The organism is Leifsonia sp. NPDC056824, from assembly GCF_042789575.1.
Taxonomy (GTDB): Bacteria; Actinomycetota; Actinomycetes; order Actinomycetales; family Microbacteriaceae; genus Leifsonia.
The window spans coordinates 336,245-355,660 of record NZ_JBHUAV010000004.1; the positions used below are offsets into that span (position 1 = coordinate 336,245).

A 19,416-nucleotide genomic window follows, 5' to 3' on the forward strand; every position below is an offset into this window, starting at 1 on the left:
AGAGCTAGCATGAGCGCCACCCCAGGAGGTGCGTCATGACGACGATCGCGACCCCGCTCACCGAAACCGAGCTCTACGACGCCGGCCGCCAGGCCCGCTCACAGGTGCCGCGGTCCGCGCAGGCGGAGTACACACCGCCGCCCGGGCGCGACCCCCTCGGCATCCTGCACGAGCAGAACGAGTCGCGGCTCCCGAACCTCGTGCAGTTGCGCATGCAGCGGATGAGCACCGACCCGTTCGCCTTCTACCGGGGCACGGCTGCCCTCCAGGCCGCCGACATGCGCGGTGGGCCGACCTCCGGCGCCGAGGTCGTGATCTGCGGCGACGCGCACATCAGCAACTTCGGCATCTACCGTTCGCCGGAGCGCGCGATGGTGTTCGACATCAACGACTTCGACGAGGCGTCCGTCGGCCCGTGGGAGTGGGACGTGCGGCGGCTGCTGGCCAGCGTCGTCCTAGCCGGGCGCTCGCTCGGGATGGGCGGCTCCGACCTGCGCTCCGTCGTGATCTCGGCGGCGGCGATGTACCGCAACTCGCTGCGGAACGCCCTCACACAGACGCTCATCGGCCGGTACTTCCGGCCGACCAGCCTGGTGGACCGACAGATCCTCAGTCCGGACAGCGAGCGGATGATCAAGCGCACCCTCAAGGAGTCGGAGAAGCGCACGAGTGAGCGCGTCGCCCGGCGCTCCCTCGAGGAGGGCGGCGACGGGACCGTGCAGTTCGTCGAGAACCCGCCGGTGCTCACCCGGCTGGAGCCGGAGATCCGCACGCTCATCGAATCGGTCTTCAGCGCGTACCGCAAGACCGTCCCGACGAACCTCGCGCTGATGCTGTCGCAGTACACCGTGCTCGACGCCGCGCGTCGCGTGGTCGGCGTCGGCAGCGTCGGGACGCGCTGCTTCATCATCGCGCTCGGCGACCCGACCGGCGACGTCCTCATCCTCCAGCTCAAGGAGGCCAGCCGCTCCGTCGTCCAGCAGTACGGCGGGATCGCACCCGTCATCGGTTATCTCGACCCGGAGCTGGAGGCTCTGCACCAGGGGTATCGAGTCGTCGGCTGCCAGCGCATCCTGCAGGCGGTGTCCGACCCGTTCCTCGGCTACCTGAACGTGGAGGACTTCAGCTTCTACATGCGCATCTTCCGCAACCGGAACGCCTCGTTCGAGATCGCCGACATGAACCGCGCCCAGTTCGGCGACTACGCGCAGTCGTGCGCCGTCGTCCTGGGCCGCGCGCACGCCCGCTCGCCGAAGGCGCAGTTCGCGGCCGGGTACATGGGGACGGGGGGCACGTTCGTGCGGGCGGTGTCCGAGTGGGCGCACTCGTACGCGAACCAGTCCGAGGCGGACTACGCGACCTTCGTCGACGCAGTCCGCGCCGGCGACTTCAACTGAGCGGCGTTCACTCCTCGCCGAAGGGCACGTCGTTGTCACTTTCCACGCGCATAAGCGACAACAACGTGCCCCTCGGCGGGCGTTTCGGGGTCAGTCGAGCGGGTGGGCGGTGCGGATGACGCGCTCCGGGTCGAACGCCTGCTTGATCGCGCGCAACCGCTCCAGCGTCGCCGCGTCGTAGAACCGCGACGGCGAGGCCGGGACCTCGCGGAAGTTGGAGTAGTCGCGCGGGTTCGTCCACGGCTCCAGCGCCGCGCGCATCGCGGCCACCTGGGACACGAGCACCGGGGCGAGCGCCGGATCGGGCAGCATCCCGACCGCGTAAGCGAGGAAACGGCCGGGGAAGTGGTCGACCGCTCCCCCGTTCTCGGCCGGGCGGCCGGCGGCGCCGCCGAGGTGCCGAAGGTCGATCGCCAGCAGCGCGGTGTCCGCCTCGGGGCCGGCGATCGCGACCAGCGCCTCGATCGCCGCCTCGGGGAGGTCGTCGAGGATCAGCCCATCGCCGATTGCCGGCACCGGCTGCGGCGGGTCCAGGTGGACGAGCCCGAGCTGAGCGGCAGGGAGGACGCCGAACGTGTCGATGGCCGGGCCGAGCGCGCGCAACGGCTCCAGGACCGCCGCGGCCTCGTCCTCCGGAAGGTCGATCGCGCCGTCCACGCCGACGAACGCCTGCCCGCGGAGGAAGTCAGGGAGGTCGGGCAGCGGCGGGACGTGCAGCAGCCGCACGCAGGTCGTCGCCGTCTCGGTCAGGTCGCGCGTCCACTCCTCGTAGGCGCGCAGCACCTCCCCGGCGCGAGCGATCGGGTAGAGCAGCATCCCCGCGTACACGGTCGCGACCGGGAACACGGTGAAGGTGAGCGCCGTGACGACCGCGACGTTGCCCCCGCCTCCGCGCAGCGCCCAGAACAGGTCGGGCTCGGTGGCTGCCGTCACATGCCGCTGCCGGCCGTCCGCCGTGACCACGTCGATCGCGGTGACCGCCGAGCAGCCGAGCCCGCGCTCCCGCGCCATCCAGCTGTAGCCGCCGCCGAGCAGGTAGCCGGCGACGCCGACGTCTGGCGACGAGCCCGCGAGGGCTGCGAGGCCGTGCGGCGCGAGGGCGGCGGTGACCTCGCCCCACAGCACGCCTGCGCCCACGCGGACCGTCGCGCCCGCGACGTCGACGTTCACCTCGCACAGCCGCGAGGTGCGCAGCAGTATGGAGCCCGCGAGGTCGCCGAGCGGCGCCGCGAGGTGGCCGGTGCCTTGCGGCACGACGCGCAGGCCGTGGTCGCGCGCGAACCCGACGACGGCGGCGATGTCGGGGGCGTCGGCCGCCACGACCACGGCCTCCGGGCGCTGGTCGGCGGCGAGGTTCCAGCCCTGCCGTTCGAGGTCCCAGTCGGGGTCGGCGGGGGTGACGACACGGCCGGTCAGCCGGGCGGCGAGATCTCGGAATCGATCCGAGACGGCGGTCTCGGTGAGAGACATGGTGGTGCTCCTGTTCGGGTACGGGTTTCTGGTGAAGGCCGCCGACGGCCGGGCACGCACGGCGACGGGAGCAAGGATGCCCCTCCGCGCCGGCCTCGCACCACCCCGAACTGAAAAATGCTCATTTGAGCAGGCGCGCTCTCCTCGGCGGCCGCTGCCGCGGTTCAGCGAGCGGTGAGGAACGTTCGGACCGCTTCCACGACCTCGGGGGTGTCGAGGTGGAGGCCGTGCCGGGCGTCGAGCTCCAGCATCCGCGCGTCCGGGATGCGCTCGGCCAGCAGCCGCGCGTGGGCGACCGGCGTGAGCGCGTCCTCCCGGCCATGGATCACAAGTGTCTCGGCGCGGATCCGACCGAGCGCCTCCCGCGCGTCGTGGTCGCGGCTCGCGGCGAAGTGCCCGCGCAGCGCCGCCCGCGACGCGACCCGGTCGAAGAACCCGGCCACCGCCTCCGGGTTGGCGCGCGCCCAGTCCGCGTCGAAGAACAGCGGCAGCATCCGCTCCCGGTCGCCGCTCAGGAGGTCGCCGATGACGGCCGGGTCGCGCCGGCCGTGCTGTCCCCCGGCCCGGTCGCTGGCCGTTGTGCCGATGAGCACCAGCCGGCGGACCCGGGACGGGTGCTCGGCCGCGAGCCACTGCGCCACGCGCCCGCCCATCGAGTGCCCGAGGACGTGCGCGGCGGACACGCCCGCCTCGTCGAGCACGGCGAGCGCGTCGTCGGCGAACTGCCGGGTGCTGTAGGCGGCCGGGTCGCCCGCGCCGCTCTCGCCGATCCCGCGATGGTCGAACACGATCACGCGGAAGTCGTCGGCGAGCGCGTCCGCAAACGGCCCCCAGCCGTGCATCCCGGTCGCCTGCCCGGCGATGAGCAGCAGCGGGACGCCGCTCCCCCGCTCCTCGAACGCGATCGGCACACCGTCGTCGGCGGTCGCGAGAGGGGGCACGGCGTGTGAGTCTACCTGCCGCCACCCGCTAGCATCGCGGCATGCATGTGCGACTGCGCCCGGTGACCGCCGCCGACGCTGACGCCGCCTTCGAGATGATGCGCGACCCGGAGGCCGTGCGGATGGCGGCGTTCACTGCCGCCGACCCCGACGACCGGGCCGACTTCGACACTCGGTGGCGACGGCACCTCGCTGATCCGGCGATCACGATGCGCGCGGTGGAGGCCGACGGCGGCTTCGCGGGAACGGTCGCGGCGTTCACCCTCGACGGCGACCGGGAGGTCACCTATTGGGTGCGCCGCGAGCTCTGGGGCCGGGGCATCGCGACCGCGGCGCTCCTCCTGCTCGTCGCCGGCGAGCCGGGCCGGCCGCTGCACGCGCGGGTCGCGGCGGCCAACATCGGGTCGCAGCGGGTGCTGGCCCGGGCCGGGTTCGTGGAGACCGGGCGGGAGACGTCCTACGCGGCGGGAGCCGGCAGGCCCGTGGAGGAGCTGTTGCTCGAGCTGCGCTGAGCGGCATTCCCGTGGTCGCCTGGGCGCTCGCCCCGCACCGCTCGCGCGCTCCAACGTCCCTCCTCGCGCTCCACCCGGATCGGGTGCTCGAACGCCGCGCTGACCGTCTCGGTGGTCACGGCCTCCGCGATCGGGCCGGCGGCGACGATGCGCCCGTGCGACAGGAGCAGGGCGTGCGAGGTCGTCTCCGGCAGCTCCTCCAGGTGATGTGTGACGAGCACGCTGGCGAGGTCGGGCACGGCGACGGACAGTCCGTCGATCGTCTCCAGGAGCTGCTCCCGCGCGGCGACGTCGAGCCCGGTAGTCGGCTCGTCGAGCAGCAGGAGCCGCGGCTCGGACACAAGTGCCCGCGCGATCAGGGCCCGGCCGCGCTCACCCTGCGATAGCGTGGGCCAGCGGGCCTCGCGCAGCTCGTCGAGCCCGATCGTGCGGATCAGGTCGCGGGCGCGGGCGACCTCGCTTGCGGCCGGCTCCCAGCGCATCGGAGGCTCCAGCGTTCCGGTGATCCCGGTGAGGACGACCTCCGTCACGGTGAGCGGCGAGCGAACGGGATGACGTGGGTTCACATGGCCGATGTGACGCCGGAGCTCCTGCAGCTCGACCCGCCCGAGCCGCCGCCCGAGCACGTCGACCGTACCGGAGGTGGGGAACGCGACGGCGCCGCAGAAGCCGAGCACCGTGCTCTTGCCTGCACCGTTCGGGCCGAGCAGCGCCCAGTGCTCCCCGGCACGCACGGCGAAACCGATGTCCTCCAGGATGTGCCGGCCGCCACGCCGGAAGGTCACGTCGCGCAGTTCGAGCACCGTCTCCATCCCCCCATCCTGCCCTGTGCGGTCCGCGGACACGGACCGTCACATCGCGACCCCATCAGCACGCGCCGGGATCGCCCACACAGCGGTCAGGTGTTCGGGGTCGGCGCCGCGGTGGCCATCGTGCCGTTCTTCGCTGCCCCGACGTGAACGATGCGCGTGGCCGTGACGGAGTCGCCGCTGCGGGTCCCGATCACTCCGATCCTGTCCCCCACTGCGAACGACGACTCGGTGGCCGGCTTCTTCGCGGTGCCGAACGTGGTGCCGGAGCCGACGGTGACGGTGACCGTGGCGCCCGCCGCGGACTGGATCGTCCAGGTGCCCCCGGACATGCCCGTCAGCGTTCCGACGGTGCCATGCGAGCGCTTCTGCTTCGCGGCGCTGCCGCCGGCGCCGCCCTTCTTGGCGTGCATGGCCGAGTTCATCGCCGCGGGCGCAGCGGAGTCTCCCCCGGCGATCGCCGCGGAGACCCCCCATGCCGTCCCTCCGGCGACCACCACGATCGCGAGTGCCGCCGCGGCGATGGAGAGCCCGACGACGTGCCGACGCAGGAACGAGGTGCGCTCCGGCTCGCCCGCCTTCATGGAGTCCGTGACCGTCCTGCCCGCGGTGGGCGCGCTCGCCACCGTCCCCAACGGCGCCGTGTCCCCCGCAACGCCATCGTGCGCCTCCACCCACCACGGCAGTGGCTCCGTCGGAAGCTCCCGGCCATTCTCCGGGTCGCTCACGTCTCCCCCCGCGGCGTTGTCAGCATCATTCCCCGCGTCTTTCGAGGCGTCGTTCCCGGAGCCGTTCTCGGCGTCATTCGTGTCCATGCCTCAACGGTGACAGGCGCAGATCAGGGCGATACTCACGGAATGTCAGAGGAAGGTAAAGCCACCCGGAATTCGGTCCCGCCGCCCTCGACGGCGGACACGTTGATCCAGCCGCCCAGCCGGCCGACGAGAGCCCGCGCGATCGAGAGGCCGAGCCCGGTTCCGACCGGTCGGGCGCCCCGGTAGCGTGTGTGGAGCGCTCCGCGATCGAACGCGACGGCGGTGTCCTCCGGGCTCAGCCCGGGCCCACGGTCACGGACCGCCAGCTCCACCACCCGCTGCGGGGAGAGCCCACCCACGATGACGATCTCCGTGCCGGCCGGTGCGACCCGCAGGGCGTTCTCCACGAGGCCGTCCAAGACCTGCCGCAGCCGCATCTCGTCGGTGTGCACCGGGATCGGGTCGTCCGGCAGCGCCGCGTGCAACGCCACCTCCGCTCCTCCCGCCGCGCCCGCCCATGCCCGCACGACGGCGCCGACCGTCTCGCGGGCGTCGAAGTGCGTCTTGGAGATCGTGAACTCGTCGGCCTCCAGCCGGGCGAGCTCCAGGAGGTCGTCGAGGAACCTCCGCAGCCGCTCGGACTCCGCCGAGAGCGTCCGCCCCGCCTCCGCCACGTCGCCGGGAGGGATGACGCCGTCCGCCAGCGCTTCCGCATAGCCCCGGATCGCGGTGAGCGGCGTGCGGATCTCGTGGGAGACGGAGAGCAGGAACTCGCGCTGACGGTCCTCGCTCGTCGCGAGCGCGGAGTCGAGCGTGCGCAGCGCCTGAGCGATGTCGTCGATCTCGGCGACCGACTGGGGCTCGATCTGGACGTCGCGCCAGCCCCCGGCGAGGGCCCGGGCGGCGTCCGCCAGCCGGCGGAGCGGGCGGGCGAGCAGGCGCGCGAGCAGCACGCCCGCCACGGTGGCGACCGCGAGGCCGATCGCGAGCGCGAGCAGGATGCCGCGCAGCAGTTCCGCGTCGCCCGCCGCGATGTCCGCCACCTTGCGCACGCCGACGATCCCGCCGCCGTTCGGGCCGGGGATGCCCACGAGCACCGCGTCCTTGCCGTTCAGCGTCGTGGTCGCCGAGACCGCTTCGCCGGCCTGGAGCTTCCGCACCACCTCTGCGCCGACGGAGCCCCGCGCCGCTCCGGTGACCGTGCCGTCGGGCGAGACGAGGGCGAACCGGTCGCCGACGACACCGACCCGGCCCGCAGCCGCGCGTCCGGAGGCGATGAGCGCCGTCGCCTGCGCCTTGAGCTGCTGCCGCGCCTGGTTCTGCTCGACCGTCTGCACCACCTGGACCGCCACCAGAGCGGTCACGAGCACGGCGATGAGGGCGACGGCGAAGGTCACCAGGACGAATCGCGCGCTCAGCGAAGTGAGCAGGCGCTGGCGTCTCGCCATGCCGCTCAGCCCTCGTCCGCCACGCTGTAGCCGACCCCGCGAACCGTGCGCACGATCCCTGCGGCGTCGCCGAGCTTGACCCGCAACTGCGCGATGTGGACGTCGACGGTGCGGCTGCTGCTGTAATTCGCGACCCCCCACACCGACGACAGGAGCTGTTCGCGTGTGAACACGCGACCGGGCTGGCTCATCAACCGGTCGAGGAGGTCGAACTCCGTCGCCGTCAACTCCACCCTGCCCGCCGCAGTCTCCACCCGCCGGCGCGCGCCGTCGATATGCACGCCGCCCACTGTGCGGCTCGGCGCCGCGACCGGCCCGGCCGCACGCCGCACCATTCCTTTGACGCGCGCGACGAGCTCTCGCGGCGAGAACGGCTTGGTGAGGTAGTCGTCGGCGCCCAGCTCGAGGCCCACGACCCTGTCCACCTCGTCGTCGCGCGCGGTCACGAAGATGACGGGTGTCCAGTCGTCGCGTGCACGCAGGGCACGGCAGACTTCGATGCCGTCGAGGCCCGGAATCCCGACGTCGAGAACGATGGCCGCGGGCCGGAGGCGCTCGACCGCCGCCAAGGCCTCCCGCCCGTTGGACTCGACGTGAACACCGAAGCCCGCGCCGGACAGGTACAGCCTCTCGAGCTCGACGATGGAGGCCTCGTCCTCCACGACGAGCACCAGCCCTCTCTCCTCACTCACCTGTCCATCTTCCCTGGTCGCGCGGCTCCGCGCCGCCGTTTCGGCGCCCCCTTACCGTTTCCTTACATTCCGCTCGCACACACCGAACACTCGCCGCGTTGACTCTCACCATGTCCACTTCCACCCGCCTCCGCAGCCCGATCGCGCTGCTGATCGCGTTCGCCGCCGCGCTCGTGCTCGCAGCAGGCGCGGCGGCGGCGACGGCTGCGGCTGTCGCATCCTCGGCGCCGCCTCCCCGCGTCGACACCACCGGCTTCCCCTCCGGCGGCTCCAATCCGGGCATCTTCACCGACACCTGCACGCGGTCCACGACCGCGCCGAACGATCCGATCATGATGCCGGGCATGACCGGGATGTCGATGCAGCACGATTTCTTCGGCAACCCCGCGGTGAACGCCTCCTCCACCGCGGCGATGCTCCGAGCGGGCTCGACGACGTGTTCGACATCCGCAGACGCGTCGGCGTACTGGACGCCCGTGGTCTACCAGCACGGCACGGCCCTGGTGCCGCAGCGCACCCTGCTCTACTGGCGCACCCCGGCCGGCATCGCGTCGTCCACGCGAACCATGCCGCAAGGCATCAGCCTGATCGCCGGCAACGAGACGGCGATAGCTCCGCAAAGCACCTCGATCGTCGACTGGACCTGTGCCACGACCGCGTCCAACCCGAGACCGGGAAGGGCGTCGCTGCCGCACGGCTGCCCGTCCGGCTCTCAGCTCCGGCTCGTCATCACCTTCCCGAACTGCTGGGACGGCCACACGATGGACGGCCGCGATCGCTCCGGCGCGGTCTACGCCACGAGCACGGGATGCCCGGCATCGCATCCCGTGCACATCCCGCAGCTCGTCCTCCACGTCACGTATCCCACCTCGAGCGGTGCGGGGATCACTCTCTCGACCGGGCCGCGGAGTCAGGGTCAGCCGGTCACCGGTCACGCCGACTTCGTGAGCGGCTGGCAGCAGAGCCGGATGGACGCCGACGTGGCCGCCTGCGACACAGCCCAAGTGCGATGCGGTCCGGTGAAGGGTGCGGACGCGACACCGCAAGGTGGGAAGGTGCAGGGCGGGAAGGTGCAGGGCCGGAAAGCGTAAGGCGCAACCCGGGCGAATTGGTTGGCTCGCCTCCCTGTACATTTCCATACGCACGCAACACAATGACATAACATGAGCCAACCTCATGTAATCCGGACTCCCGATCAGCGATTACGCATCTTCGTCTCGTCCACACTGCAGGAGCTCGCCGCCGAGCGCCGTGCCGCCAGGACCGCCATCGAGCGGCTGCACCTCGCGCCCGTCATGTTCGAGCTCGGCGCGCGGCCGCACCCGCCTCGGGAGCTCTATCGTTCGTACCTCCAGCAGTCGGACGTCTTCCTCGGGCTGTACTGGGAGCGCTACGGCTGGGTGGCGCCCGACGAGCAGGTCTCCGGGCTCGAGGACGAGTACAACCTCTGCCCCGACGACGTGCCACGGTTGCTCTACGTGAAGGTGTCCGACCACCGCGACGAGCGGCTCACCGGCCTGCTGAACCGCATCCGCGAGGACGATCGCGCCGCCTACAAGTACTTCGAGACCTCCAAAGAGCTGGCACGGCTGGTGGAGGCCGACCTCGCCATCCTCCTCGCCGAGCGGTTCGATCAGAGCCGGCCCCTGTTCCTCGACGAGGTGGACTCCGCGCGCGCCACCATCGGGCGGTCGGGGCCCGACCCGGCTGTGGCGGACCCCGTCCGGCTGCCTGCGCCGCTCACCGGGCTCGTCGGGCGCGAGCGGGACATCGCCGCGATCCACGGGATGCTCGCGGCAGGGACCCGGTTCGTGACACTGGTCGGCCCCGGTGGGATCGGGAAGAGCCGGCTGGCGATCGCGGCGGCCCGCTCGGCGGCGCCGGACTTCGAGGACGGCTCCGTGTTCGTCGACCTGTCCGCCGTGCACGACCCCGAGCGCGTGCCCAGCCGCATCGCGCAGTCCCTCGGCGTCCGCGACACCGGCGACGCGCCCATCATGGAGAACCTGGCGACCGCGCTACGGGAGCGCAGCATCCTGCTCGTGCTCGACAACTTCGAGCAGGTGGTGGAGGCCGCCCCCGCCCTGACGACGCTGCTCGCGGAGGCGCCCGAGCTCGCGATCCTGGTCACCAGCCGGGTGCTGCTGCGGATCAGCGGCGAGCAGAGCTACGACGTCGAGCCGCTCGCCGACGAGCAGGCGGTCGACCTCTTCGTCCAACGCGCCCACGCCGTCAAACCGGACTTCGAGATCACGCCAGACAACGAGGACGCCGTCGAACGGGTCTGCGAGGCGCTCGACGGTGTGCCCCTCGCGATCGAGCTGGCGGCGGCGCGCGTGCGGGTGCTCTCCCCCGCCGAACTGCTGGACCGGCTCGACCGGCGACTGTCCGTGCTGGTCGGCGGCCCGCGGGACCTCCCTGCCCGGCAACAGACCATCCGGCGGACGATCGAGTGGAGCACGCAGCTCCTCGACAGCGACCAGCGGAAACTGCTCGCTCGGCTCGGGGTGTTCGAGGGCGGGTTCACGCTGGAGGCCGCGGAGTTCGTGGGGGCGGCGAGTGCGGAACGGCACGGCGGCGACACCGACGACGACATCCCCGACGACAGCACCTCCCCCACCGACCCCGACGTCCTCGAGAACCTCGCCGCGCTCGTCGACAGCAGCCTCGTCGGCCAGCACGACAGCGACGACCGGCCGCGGTTCTCCATGCAGGCGATCGTCCGCGAGTACGCCAGGGAGCAGCTCGCCCGCAGCGGCGAACAGCCGGCGACCCGCGACGCGCACGCGCGCTACTTCCTCGCGCTCGGCGACGACGCGGAGGACGACCTCCGCGGAGCAGGCCAGCGCCGGTGGATGCAGCGGCTCGGCGACGAGCGCGACAACCTGCGCGCGGCCGAGCGGTTCCTGCTCGACGGCCGCGACTGGGATCGGGCCGCGCGCCTCGCCTTCAGCCTCTACCTGTACTGGTGGGTCACCGGCCTCCTCGGCGAGGTGCGCACCTGGATGGAGGAGGCGCTGGCGTCCGGCGACGAGCTCGACCCGCACACCCGCGCCATCGCGCTCTACTTCAGCCGCACCATCATGTTCTGGAAGGACCCGGACGGCAGCGTCGCCGCCGACCTCGCCGAGAGCATCGAGCTGTTCCGGCGCACCGGCGACTCGAACGGGGAGGGGCTCGCGTCGATCTCCCTCGCCCTCGCCCTGCTCGCCGGCACCCCGCCCGACACGGCGCGCGCCCGGCGGGTGATGGAGGCCGCGCTCGCCCTCTACCGGTCGACCGGCAGCGTGTGGGGCGAGTCGATGGCGCTGGTGCTGCTGGGACGTGTGGCGCTGCGCGAGGGCGACCTGGCGGAGGCGCAGGACCACTTCACCACGAGCCTCGCGCTCACGAACCGGTCCGGCGACCGCGTGGGCCAGCGGATCGCGTCGTACCACCTCGGCTGGACCGAGCTCATGCTCGGCGACGTCGCGGCGGCGCGGTCGGACTTCGCGCTGAGCGTCACCATCTCCGCGGCGGTCGGGCATCCGGAGGGCATCGCGTACGGCCTGGAGGGCATGGTCGCGGTCGCGGCGCTTTTGCACGACGACGAGCGTGCCGGCGAGCTGGCCGGCGCGGCGCAGGCACTCCGCGAGCGCAGCGGCCTCCACAACGGGCCGACGTTCACGTTTCACCGGCGATACCTCGACGACCTGCTCCAGGGGCCGCACGGTGATCTGGTCGCGGCCGCCATCGCGGACGGGCGCGAGCTCACCGTGGAGCAGGCGGTCGCGGAGGCGCTGGCGGAAGGCCGCGGCGAGGGAGCGGACGCGGACGGTGGCAGGGAGGACGGGCCGGGCGAGAGCTGACGTCGGGCGCGAAGAAACCGCCCTTATGGCACCACGATGTCGAACCCGGGGTCCCCCTGATCCAGCACCCCGACCAGCGCCGTCAGCACACCGAGGTCGCCCTCCACCGTCAGCCCCTCCGACGCCGTGTCGCCGCCGACCAGCCGCAGCAGCCGCGGCTTCGTCAACGTCAGGTGCAGCGGCGCCCTCCCCGACGGCTCCCGCTCCACGTACACGAACACCCCGTTGCGCAGGGCGAGGTGGAAGCTGCGGCCCAGGTCGGTCAGCGTGATGTCGAACTCCAGGTCGAGGTCCCACGCGCGCGGGCCGTCGACGCGGATCGCGACCGAGTCGAAGAGCTGTTCCGGCGAGAGCTGGATGAGGATGGCGGGCGACGCCGTCGCCGTCGGGGTGCCGAAGTTGCCCTCGCGCAGTTCGGTCGCCCCGGAGAGGAAGAAGTTGCGCCAGGTGCCGTTCTCGGAACCGTAGGCGAGTTGTTCCAGGGTGTCGGCGTACAGCCCCTTCGCCGCCTCGTGCTCCGGGGAGGCGAACACGGCGTGGTCGAGCAGTGTCGCGGCCCAGCGGAAGTCGCCGGCGTCGTACGCCTCCCGCGCGAGCTCGACCACCCGGTCCACGCCGCCGATCGCCGCAACGTAACGCTCGGCCAGCGCCTGCGGCGGGTGCGGCCAGAGCCGCGCCGGGTTGCCGTCGAACCAGCCCATGTAGCGCTGGTAGACCGCCTTGACGTTGTGCGACACCGACCCGTAGTAGCCGTGGGTGCTCCACTCGGCGACCAGCGCCGGAGGCAGTTCGAAGTCCTCCGCGATCTCCGCCCCGGTGTAGCCGCGGTTGATGCCGCGCAGCGTCTGGTCGTGCAGGTAGCCGTAGAGGTCGCGCTGCACGCCGAGGAAGTGCCGGATGCGGTCACCGCCCCAGGTCGGCCAGTGGTGGGAGGCGAACAGCACATCGGAGCGGTCGGCGAAGCGCTCGATCGCCTCGGTCAGGTAGGCGGACCAGATGTGCGGGTCGCGCACCAGCGCGCCGCGCAGCGTGAGCAGATTGTGGAGGTTGTGGGTCGCGTTCTCGGCCATGCACAGCGCGCGGTAGCGCGGCAGGTAGAAGTGCATCTCCGCCGGCGCCTCGGTGCCGGGCGCCAGCTGGAACTCGAACTCGACGCCGTCGATGGTGTGCGTCTGGCCGGTCTCCCGGATGTCCACGGTCGGGACGAGGATGCCGGCCTCACCGGTGGAGGTCGTCTGGCCGAGGCCCGCGCCCACCTGTCCCGCGGGCCCCTTGTCGAGCGCCGCGCCGTACATGTAGCCGGCGCGGCGGCCCATCGCGGTGCCGGCGTAGACGTTCTCGGCGATGGAGTGGCCGAGGAAGCCGTCCGGCGCCACGATCTGCACGGTGCGGCCCTCCAGGTCGGCGGCCTCCACCACCCCGAGCACACCGCCGAAGTGGTCGATGTGGCTGTGCGTGAAGATCACGGCGACCACCGGACGGTCGCCGCGGTGCGCCCGGTACAGGCCGAGCGCGGCTGCCGCGGTCTCCTTCGAGATGAGCGGGTCCACGACGATCACGCCGTTGTCCGACTCGATGAACGACATGACCGACAGGTCGAGCCCGCGCGCCTGATACAGCCCCTCGACCACCTCGAAGAGGCCGTGCTTGGCGACCAGTTTCGACTGCCGCCACAGGCTCGGGTTGACCGTGGCTGGCGCGTCCCCGTCGACGAAGTCGTACGCCGCCGCGTCCCAGACGACCTTGCCGTCGGCGTCGCGGATCACCGGGTCCTCGAGCGTGCCGAGGTAGCCCCGGTCGGCGTCGGCGAAGTCGTCCGTGTCGGCGAACGGCAGGGCGTCGAGCAGCGCGCGGTTGGCGTCGGCGACGGAGGCGGTCGAGTCGTTCTGATTCATCGGGTCTCCCTCGGGCCAGGCGGCGCACAGTGCGCACCGTCACCGCCGAGGTTTCCTCAGGGACGACCGGAGCGTCTAGTCCCGACCCACCGGATCGCGCCACATCGTCGTGACCGGGGCTCCGTCGAGCACCGCGCGGAAGCCGCCCACGGGCCGGAAGCCGGCGCGCGCGTAGCGGTGGTCGTTGGCCGGATTGGTCGACTCCAGGTAGGCGGGCAGCCCGTCCGCGTCGAACCGGGCGAGGTCCTCCGCGAGCAGCCGCTGCCCGATCCCGTGCCCGCGTTGGTCGGGATGCGTCGCCAGGAGGCTCAGGTACATGTGGGCGGTCTCGTGCGGGTGCGCGTCGTCGAACAGCGCATAGAGCTGCTCGTACGCGGCGTACCGTTCCGGCGAGAGGGCCGCGACCAGGAGGGCGTCGAGGTCGCGGTCCTGCTCGGGCGTGAGCTCGTCGACGCCCGGCGGCAGCCAGACGGCGACGGTCGCGACCTCCCCGTCGGGTCCGTCGACGAGCGAGATGGTCCCGTGGCCGACCGCGCCCTCCACGAAGAACCGCCAGAACGGGAGGAGGTGGCCAGTGCTGCCGTCCGCGGAGACGAGCGCGGGACCCCACACCGGGTCGTCCCTGAACGCGAGCGCGATGGTGGCGGTGACCGCGTCCACGTCGTCGGGGCGTGCGGTGCGCTGATTCATACCGCGAACTGTAGCGGGGAGGCCGCCGCTCAGGCGACCGTCGTGTAGCGGCGGAAGGCGTCCAGCACCTCGTTGGCGTGGTCGGCGCCCGCGACGGTGATCCCGTGGCGGCCGTAGACCGGGAGCGGCGCGTCCAGCCTGGCTCCGTCGCCCAGGAAGATGTGGATGGTTCGGGCCGCGTACTCGCGACGGCCGAGGGTCACGAGCAGGCGCCCCGGATGGACGTGACCGATCGCGCTCCACGGGATGACGACACGCGGTTCGTCGGCGGACCCGCGCCACAGCTCGACGCCGAGCGCGCCGACCGACACCGCGACGGACTGCCCCAGAGTGCCGTGCTTGCCCAGCAACTCGTCGAGCGCATCCTCCAGCTCGGGCGTGCGCCGGCTGAGGAAGACGAACGCGTCGGGGCGTCGCCGGAGGACCGCACTCATCTTCTGGCGCGTGAGGAGCGCAGGACCTCCGTAGCCGATCGCGATCGCCACCACCGTGATGCCGAGCACGAGCAGGACCACGGCGAGCGCCACTCCGGTGTCGCCACCGTTCGACGAGGCCACGATGAGGGGGATGCCGATCACGAGCAGGATGAGGACGACCACGACGACGATGACCAGCAGCCGGGCGGGCTTGTTGACCGTCCCCTCGAACCGCACCCCGCCCGACGACCCGCCGTTGAGCACCGCGCCCGCGGACAGTCCGGTCGCGTCGCCGTCTGCCTGGCGTCCCGGCTTCGTGAGCACGGCGGAGCCCGCGCGCCGGATGACGACGCCGGTCACCGGGTCCACCTGGTCGAGCCGATGGAGGACGCCCGCACGGGTCGTGTACCCGGCAGCCGTCTCCGCGGCATCGCGTCGCCGCACGAGCAGGATGCTGACGGCGATCCAGATCAGCGACGGAACGGCCACGATCAGGTACGTGACGATCCGGTCCGCGGAGGCACCATGTGTCGAGTGGGCGAAGACGTACCAGATCACCGCGGCGATGGCTGCCGCGTACACCCCGAACTGCGCCTTCTTCAGGATGACGTTGAGGCGGTAGGCGGTCATCCCGGGAACCAGTTCGTACTGGGTCCGCTGCGGTGCGGTGTCGGTCACGGAGTGAGCTTAGGGGGCGACGGCGCAGACCGATGCTCCCCGGTTCGGGTGTCAGCGCTACAGCGGATGCGGCGTCACTGCGGATGCGGCGTCTGGCCCGCCTCCAGCATCCCGATCAGCTTGGCGAGCCGGTTGCCGCGGCTGGTCGCGCTGGGCGCGGTGATGACGCGGTGGATGACGGAGTAGCGGTTCGCCGCGTTGAGCGTCGCGAACGTCGCGGCGGCCGCGGCCGAGACCTCGAGGGCCGCCACGAGGTCCTCGGGGATCTCCGCGGTGCTCGACGGCGCGTACGCGCGCTCCCAGCGGCCGTCGGCCTTGGCGCGCTCGATCTCGGCGTGACCGCGGTCCCGCATCCTGCCGTCGGCGATCAGCGCCTCCACGAGCCCGATGTTGCGCTGCGACCACAGCGACGCCGCCCGTCGCGGCGTGAACCGCTCCACGAACGTCGTCGCGTCGCGGCTGCGCTTCTGCCCGTCGATCCAGCCGCTGCACAGCGCCTCGTCCACCGCCTGCGCGTAGCTGAGGGAGGTCGGGTCGGTCGTGCCCTTCTTCGCGAGCACGAGCCAGACGCCGTCCGACGCATCCTCGTTCGCGTTGAGCCACGCACGCCACGCCGCGGCGTCGGCGACGATCAGCTCGGTCATCGTCTCCTGCCCCATTCCGCAACCCTAGCGACCGCCGCCGACACCGGCGGCCGCCTCACGCGTGCAGCAGCACAAGCGCGTGGTAGACGACGTACGCGGGCCAGACGATCGCCTGCAGCAGGCCGAGCACGACGCCCCAGAACGACCCGTCGGAGACCGACACGAAGTAGACCGCCGCGCCGATGTAGGCGATGAAGAAGAAGAAGCCCCACTGCGCCGACTGCACGACCACCCGGCCCCGCCCGTTCTCGCTCATGGCCGTCAGCGTAGCGAGCCGAGCGCGCGCCGGGTAGCGGTGCGATGTCACACGCGCGACCGCTGTCCCGTCTGCAGGGGTGTACGCAGGGAACACAGTGGAAGGTGGACAGGATGCGGGTCTTCGTGGCAGGTGGGAGCGGCGTGCTCGGACGGCGGCTGGTGCCGCAGCTCGTGGCGCGCGGGCACGCGGTGACGGCGTCGACGACGAGCGCGGCGAAGCTCGGGACGATCGAGGCGATGGGCGCGGCGGGCGTCGTCATGGACGGGCTGGACGGCGCCTCCGTGGGCCGGGCCGTGGCGTCGGCCGAGCCGGAGGCGGTCATCCACCAGATGACGGCGATCAACCCGGCGCACGCGGGCAAGCCGGACCTCAAGCATCCGGACAAGTGGTTCGCCGGCACCAACCGGCTGCGCACCGAGGGCACCGACCATCTGCTGGCCGCAGCCGAGGCGCAGGGCGTGACGCGGTTCCTCGCCCAGGGCTACGCGAGCTGGAACGGCCTCCGTGAGGGCGGCTGGGTGAAGACGGAGGCCGACCCGCTCGACCTGCTGCCCGGCACGCCGGCCGAGCCGGGGATGCGGGCGATGAAGCACGTCGAAGACGCGGTCACCGCGTTCGGCGGGACCGTCCTGCGCTACGGCGCCTTCTACGGCCCCGGCGCGACCGACGACCAGGTGGAGCTTGTGCGCCGGCGGCAGTATCCGCTCGTCGGCCGCGGCCAGGGCTACAGCTCGTGGGTGCACCTGGACGACGCCGCGTCGGCGACCGTCCTCGCACTGGAGCAGGGTGCGACCGGCGTGTTCGACATCGTGGACGACGAACCGGCGCCGGCGAGCGAGTGGCTGCCGTCCCTCGCGCAGGCGGCCGGCGCGAAGCCTCCGCTGCGCATCCCGGTGTGGCTGGCGCGGATCGCCGCGGGCGACCAGGCTGTCATCATGATGACCGAGGGCCGCGGCTTCTCCAACGCGAAGGCCAAGCGCGAGCTGGGCTGGGAGCTGCGCTACCCGTCGTGGCGGCAGGGGTTCGCGGAGGGGCTGAGGTGACCGAGGGCACGCAGGAGACGTTCCAGGAGCTGCGCCCGCTGCTCTTCTCGATCGCGTACCGCATCCTCGGCAGCGTGACGGAGGCCGAGGACGCCGTGCAGGAGACCTGGCTGCGTTACGAAGCGGCGGGCGTCGAGCCCGTCTCGGTCAAGGCGTACCTGTCGACCATCGTCACCCGCGTCTCCATCGACGTGCTCTCCTCCGCCCGGGTGCGCCGCGAGGCCTACGTCGGTCCCTGGTTCCCCGAGCCGCTGCTCTCCGACCCGTACGAGGATCCGGAGCGGTCGGCCGAGCTGGCGGACTCGCTGTCGATGGCCGCCCTCCTGCTGCTCGAACGGCTCACCCCGCTGGAGCGCGCGGTGTTCGTGCTGCGCGAGGTGTTCGCGTTCGACTTCCCGGAGATCGCGGCGGCCGTCGGGCGGTCGGAGGCCGCGTGCCGCCAGCTCGCGGTGCGCGCCCGCCGCCACATGGACGCGGGCCGGCCGCGCTTCGACGCCGACCGGGCCGAGCGGGAGGACCTGGCCGCCCGGTTCTTCGACGCCTTCCGCGCGGGCGACGTGGAGGCGCTGCGCGCGCTGCTCCTCGCCGATGTCGAGCTGGTCGGCGACAGCGGGGGCAAGGCGCCGCAGTGGGCGCGACGCATCGTCGGGGCGGGCGACGTTGCGGGAGTGCTGGTCGCGATGGCCGGGCCGTTCGCGACGATCGGCGGCTCGGTGGAGCCGCACGAGGTGAACGGCCAGCCGGGCGCCGTGTTCCGCGACCGCGACGGCCGGGTGGTGAACACGATGGTCCTGGAGATCGCCGGTGGCGGCATCCAGACCATCCGTACCGTCATCAACCCCGACAAGCTGACGCATGTGGGCCCGGTCGCCGACGCCTGGGCGGTGCTGCGTGAGGCCAACCGGGCGCGTCTCGCAGCCGGCGGCGACCCGCTGCCTCCGCTGGCCAAGCGCGTCCGGCCCGACTGAGCGGCGGCCGCGCGCGGAACCTTTTCCGCGCGCGCCCGCACCGATACTCTCGGCTCATGGCCTCCGTCCCGCTCACCGACGCGCAGGTGCGCGAGCTGCGCGAGAAGTACGCCGCGGGTGCGCGGCAGGTGCAGCTCGCCGCCGAGTACGGCGTGCGCCAGAACACGGTGTCGAGCCTGGTGACCGGGAGGTCGCGCCAGGAGGCGGGCGGCCCGATCATGCCGGGCAAGGCGCGCAAGGTCACGAGCGCCGAGGTGGTCGCGATCCGGGAGGCCGTCGCCGCCGGCGCGCCGCGCGCGGAGGTCTCCGAGCGCTACGGCATCTCGCACCAGATGGTCTCCAATATCGCCTCCGGCCGCGCGTTCGCGGACGTCGGCGGACCGCTCACCAGCACCGCGGCGACGCGCGCCCGGCCGCTGACCGTCGAGCAGGTGGAGCGCATCCGCGAGCGCGTCCGCGCCGGGGAGGACCGTCAGGCCATCGCGGACAGCTTCGGCGTCTCGCACTGGACCATCGCGTCGGTCGTCCGCGGCGCGACGACGGGGGTGGCTGAGGCGACCGGCGAGGACGACGAGGTCGTCCAGATGCGCCGGCTGCACAGCGCAGGGGTGTCGCAGACCGAGATCGCCCGCCGGTTCGGCACCAGCCAGCAGCGGGTCAGCCTCATCGTCCGCGGCAGCTCCCACGCCGGGCACGGCGGCCCGATCGTCGAGGCCCACCGGAGGCGGCTCGGCGACGAGGAGGTCCGCGGCATCCGGGAGGCGTATGCGGAGGGCACCCCGCTCACCGAGCTGGCGGAACGCTACGACGTCGCGCCCGCGATCCTGCGGCTGGTCGTCACCGGCCGCACCTACGCCGACCGCCCCGGCCCCATCGCCGCCGCCCCAACCCCCGCAACCCCGCCGAGGGGCACGTAAACGCCCCTAAAAGTGCGTTTTAGGGGCGTTTACG

18 protein-coding genes are annotated in these 19,416 nt (G+C 72.3%); 7 read left to right on the forward strand and 11 right to left on the reverse strand.

Annotated features, from left to right (window positions below; all coding sequences use genetic code 11):
* Positions 1-35: 35 nt before the first annotated feature.
* Positions 36-1,397, forward strand: a complete 1,362-nt coding sequence (locus ACFRFH_RS16910; protein ID WP_382464150.1) for a DUF2252 domain-containing protein — start codon at positions 36-38, stop codon at positions 1,395-1,397.
* A gap of 90 nt (positions 1,398-1,487) precedes the next feature.
* On the opposite strand, the gene ACFRFH_RS16915 is transcribed toward ACFRFH_RS16910, so the two are convergent.
* A complete protein-coding gene (locus ACFRFH_RS16915) occupies positions 1,488-2,867 on the reverse strand; it encodes an FAD-binding oxidoreductase (protein WP_382464151.1) in 1,380 nt (459 codons plus the stop codon).
* A gap of 164 nt (positions 2,868-3,031) precedes the next feature.
* The gene (locus tag ACFRFH_RS16920; protein WP_382464152.1) at positions 3,032-3,808 is read right to left on the reverse strand and encodes an alpha/beta fold hydrolase; all 777 of its coding nucleotides are present in this window, start codon (positions 3,806-3,808) and stop codon (positions 3,032-3,034) included.
* Between the two features lie 41 nt (positions 3,809-3,849).
* Between ACFRFH_RS16920 and ACFRFH_RS16925 the strand changes: the two genes are divergently transcribed.
* Complete coding sequence (locus ACFRFH_RS16925; protein WP_382464153.1) at positions 3,850-4,320, forward strand: GNAT family N-acetyltransferase; 471 nt, start codon at positions 3,850-3,852, stop codon at positions 4,318-4,320.
* Here the strand turns inward: ACFRFH_RS16925 and ACFRFH_RS16930 are convergent.
* The 4 genes from ACFRFH_RS16930 to ACFRFH_RS16945 form a co-directional block, all read right to left on the reverse strand.
* Entirely contained in the window at positions 4,266-5,132 is an 867-nt protein-coding gene (locus ACFRFH_RS16930; RefSeq protein WP_382464154.1) for an ABC transporter ATP-binding protein, read from the reverse strand. The two genes, ACFRFH_RS16925 and ACFRFH_RS16930, sit on opposite strands and share 55 nt — an antisense overlap.
* Before the next feature lie 86 nt (positions 5,133-5,218).
* Entirely contained in the window at positions 5,219-5,944 is a 726-nt protein-coding gene (locus tag ACFRFH_RS16935) for a hypothetical protein (protein ID WP_382464155.1), read from the reverse strand.
* Positions 5,945-5,979: 35 nt separating this feature from the next.
* Positions 5,980-7,332, reverse strand: a complete 1,353-nt coding sequence (locus tag ACFRFH_RS16940; RefSeq protein WP_382464156.1) for a sensor histidine kinase — start codon at positions 7,330-7,332, stop codon at positions 5,980-5,982.
* Positions 7,333-7,337: 5 nt separating this feature from the next.
* Complete coding sequence (locus ACFRFH_RS16945) at positions 7,338-8,024, reverse strand: response regulator transcription factor (protein ID WP_382464157.1); 687 nt, start codon at positions 8,022-8,024, stop codon at positions 7,338-7,340.
* A 110-nt stretch (positions 8,025-8,134) separates the two neighbouring features.
* On the opposite strand from ACFRFH_RS16945, the gene ACFRFH_RS16950 reads away from it, so the two are divergent.
* Both ACFRFH_RS16950 and ACFRFH_RS16955 read left to right on the forward strand, forming a co-directional pair.
* Positions 8,135-9,115, forward strand: coding sequence for a DUF1996 domain-containing protein (locus ACFRFH_RS16950; RefSeq protein WP_382464158.1), 981 nt, complete (start codon positions 8,135-8,137; stop codon positions 9,113-9,115).
* Positions 9,116-9,187: 72 nt separating this feature from the next.
* Positions 9,188-11,872: a DUF4062 domain-containing protein gene (locus ACFRFH_RS16955; RefSeq protein WP_382464159.1), complete on the forward strand. Its 2,685-nt coding sequence runs from the start codon at positions 9,188-9,190 to the stop codon at positions 11,870-11,872.
* A gap of 23 nt (positions 11,873-11,895) precedes the next feature.
* On the opposite strand, the gene ACFRFH_RS16960 is transcribed toward ACFRFH_RS16955, so the two are convergent.
* From ACFRFH_RS16960 to ACFRFH_RS16980, 5 genes are all read right to left on the reverse strand, one after another.
* Positions 11,896-13,767 carry an alkyl/aryl-sulfatase gene (locus ACFRFH_RS16960; RefSeq protein WP_382464160.1) on the reverse strand — a complete coding sequence of 624 codons (1,872 nt, stop codon included), beginning with the start codon at positions 13,765-13,767 and terminating at the stop codon, positions 11,896-11,898.
* A gap of 75 nt (positions 13,768-13,842) precedes the next feature.
* Positions 13,843-14,457, reverse strand: a complete 615-nt coding sequence (locus ACFRFH_RS16965; RefSeq protein WP_382464161.1) for a GNAT family N-acetyltransferase — start codon at positions 14,455-14,457, stop codon at positions 13,843-13,845.
* 29 nt (positions 14,458-14,486) lie between these two features.
* Complete coding sequence (locus ACFRFH_RS16970; protein WP_382464162.1) at positions 14,487-15,551, reverse strand: hypothetical protein; 1,065 nt, start codon at positions 15,549-15,551, stop codon at positions 14,487-14,489.
* Between the two features lie 74 nt (positions 15,552-15,625).
* Complete coding sequence (locus ACFRFH_RS16975) at positions 15,626-16,210, reverse strand: YdeI family protein (RefSeq protein ID WP_382464163.1); 585 nt, start codon at positions 16,208-16,210, stop codon at positions 15,626-15,628.
* 40 nt (positions 16,211-16,250) lie between these two features.
* Positions 16,251-16,451, reverse strand: a complete 201-nt coding sequence (locus ACFRFH_RS16980) for a hypothetical protein (RefSeq protein WP_382464164.1) — start codon at positions 16,449-16,451, stop codon at positions 16,251-16,253.
* A gap of 113 nt (positions 16,452-16,564) precedes the next feature.
* Here ACFRFH_RS16980 and ACFRFH_RS16985 point away from each other — a divergent pair, with 113 nt between their 5' ends.
* From ACFRFH_RS16985 to ACFRFH_RS16995, 3 genes are read left to right on the forward strand one after another with little or no spacing between them, the layout of a single operon-like run.
* A complete protein-coding gene (locus tag ACFRFH_RS16985; protein WP_382464165.1) occupies positions 16,565-17,497 on the forward strand; it encodes an NAD-dependent epimerase/dehydratase family protein in 933 nt (310 codons plus the stop codon).
* Positions 17,494-18,465: an RNA polymerase sigma-70 factor gene (locus tag ACFRFH_RS16990; protein WP_382464166.1), complete on the forward strand. Its 972-nt coding sequence runs from the start codon at positions 17,494-17,496 to the stop codon at positions 18,463-18,465. Before ACFRFH_RS16985 ends, ACFRFH_RS16990 begins: the two co-directional genes overlap by 4 nt.
* Before the next feature lie 56 nt (positions 18,466-18,521).
* Complete coding sequence (locus tag ACFRFH_RS16995) at positions 18,522-19,382, forward strand: hypothetical protein (protein ID WP_382464167.1); 861 nt, start codon at positions 18,522-18,524, stop codon at positions 19,380-19,382.
* Positions 19,383-19,416: the final 34 nt, after the last annotated feature.

Coding starts and splice junctions, on each gene's coding strand:
- ACFRFH_RS16910 (WP_382464150.1), top strand. CDS start 36: ATGACGACGATCGCGACCCCGCTCACCGAAACCGAGCTCTACGACGCC.
- ACFRFH_RS16915 (WP_382464151.1), bottom strand. CDS start 2,867: ATGTCTCTCACCGAGACCGCCGTCTCGGATCGATTCCGAGATCTCGCC.
- ACFRFH_RS16925 (WP_382464153.1), top strand. CDS start 3,850: ATGCATGTGCGACTGCGCCCGGTGACCGCCGCCGACGCTGACGCCGCC.
- ACFRFH_RS16930 (WP_382464154.1), bottom strand. CDS start 5,132: ATGGAGACGGTGCTCGAACTGCGCGACGTGACCTTCCGGCGTGGCGGC.
- ACFRFH_RS16935 (WP_382464155.1), bottom strand. CDS start 5,944: ATGGACACGAATGACGCCGAGAACGGCTCCGGGAACGACGCCTCGAAA.
- ACFRFH_RS16940 (WP_382464156.1), bottom strand. CDS start 7,332: ATGGCGAGACGCCAGCGCCTGCTCACTTCGCTGAGCGCGCGATTCGTC.
- ACFRFH_RS16950 (WP_382464158.1), top strand. CDS start 8,135: ATGTCCACTTCCACCCGCCTCCGCAGCCCGATCGCGCTGCTGATCGCG.
- ACFRFH_RS16955 (WP_382464159.1), top strand. CDS start 9,188: ATGAGCCAACCTCATGTAATCCGGACTCCCGATCAGCGATTACGCATC.
- ACFRFH_RS16960 (WP_382464160.1), bottom strand. CDS start 13,767: ATGAATCAGAACGACTCGACCGCCTCCGTCGCCGACGCCAACCGCGCG.
- ACFRFH_RS16965 (WP_382464161.1), bottom strand. CDS start 14,457: ATGAATCAGCGCACCGCACGCCCCGACGACGTGGACGCGGTCACCGCC.
- ACFRFH_RS16975 (WP_382464163.1), bottom strand. CDS start 16,210: ATGGGGCAGGAGACGATGACCGAGCTGATCGTCGCCGACGCCGCGGCG.
- ACFRFH_RS16980 (WP_382464164.1), bottom strand. CDS start 16,451: ATGAGCGAGAACGGGCGGGGCCGGGTGGTCGTGCAGTCGGCGCAGTGG.
- ACFRFH_RS16985 (WP_382464165.1), top strand. CDS start 16,565: ATGCGGGTCTTCGTGGCAGGTGGGAGCGGCGTGCTCGGACGGCGGCTG.
- ACFRFH_RS16995 (WP_382464167.1), top strand. CDS start 18,522: ATGGCCTCCGTCCCGCTCACCGACGCGCAGGTGCGCGAGCTGCGCGAG.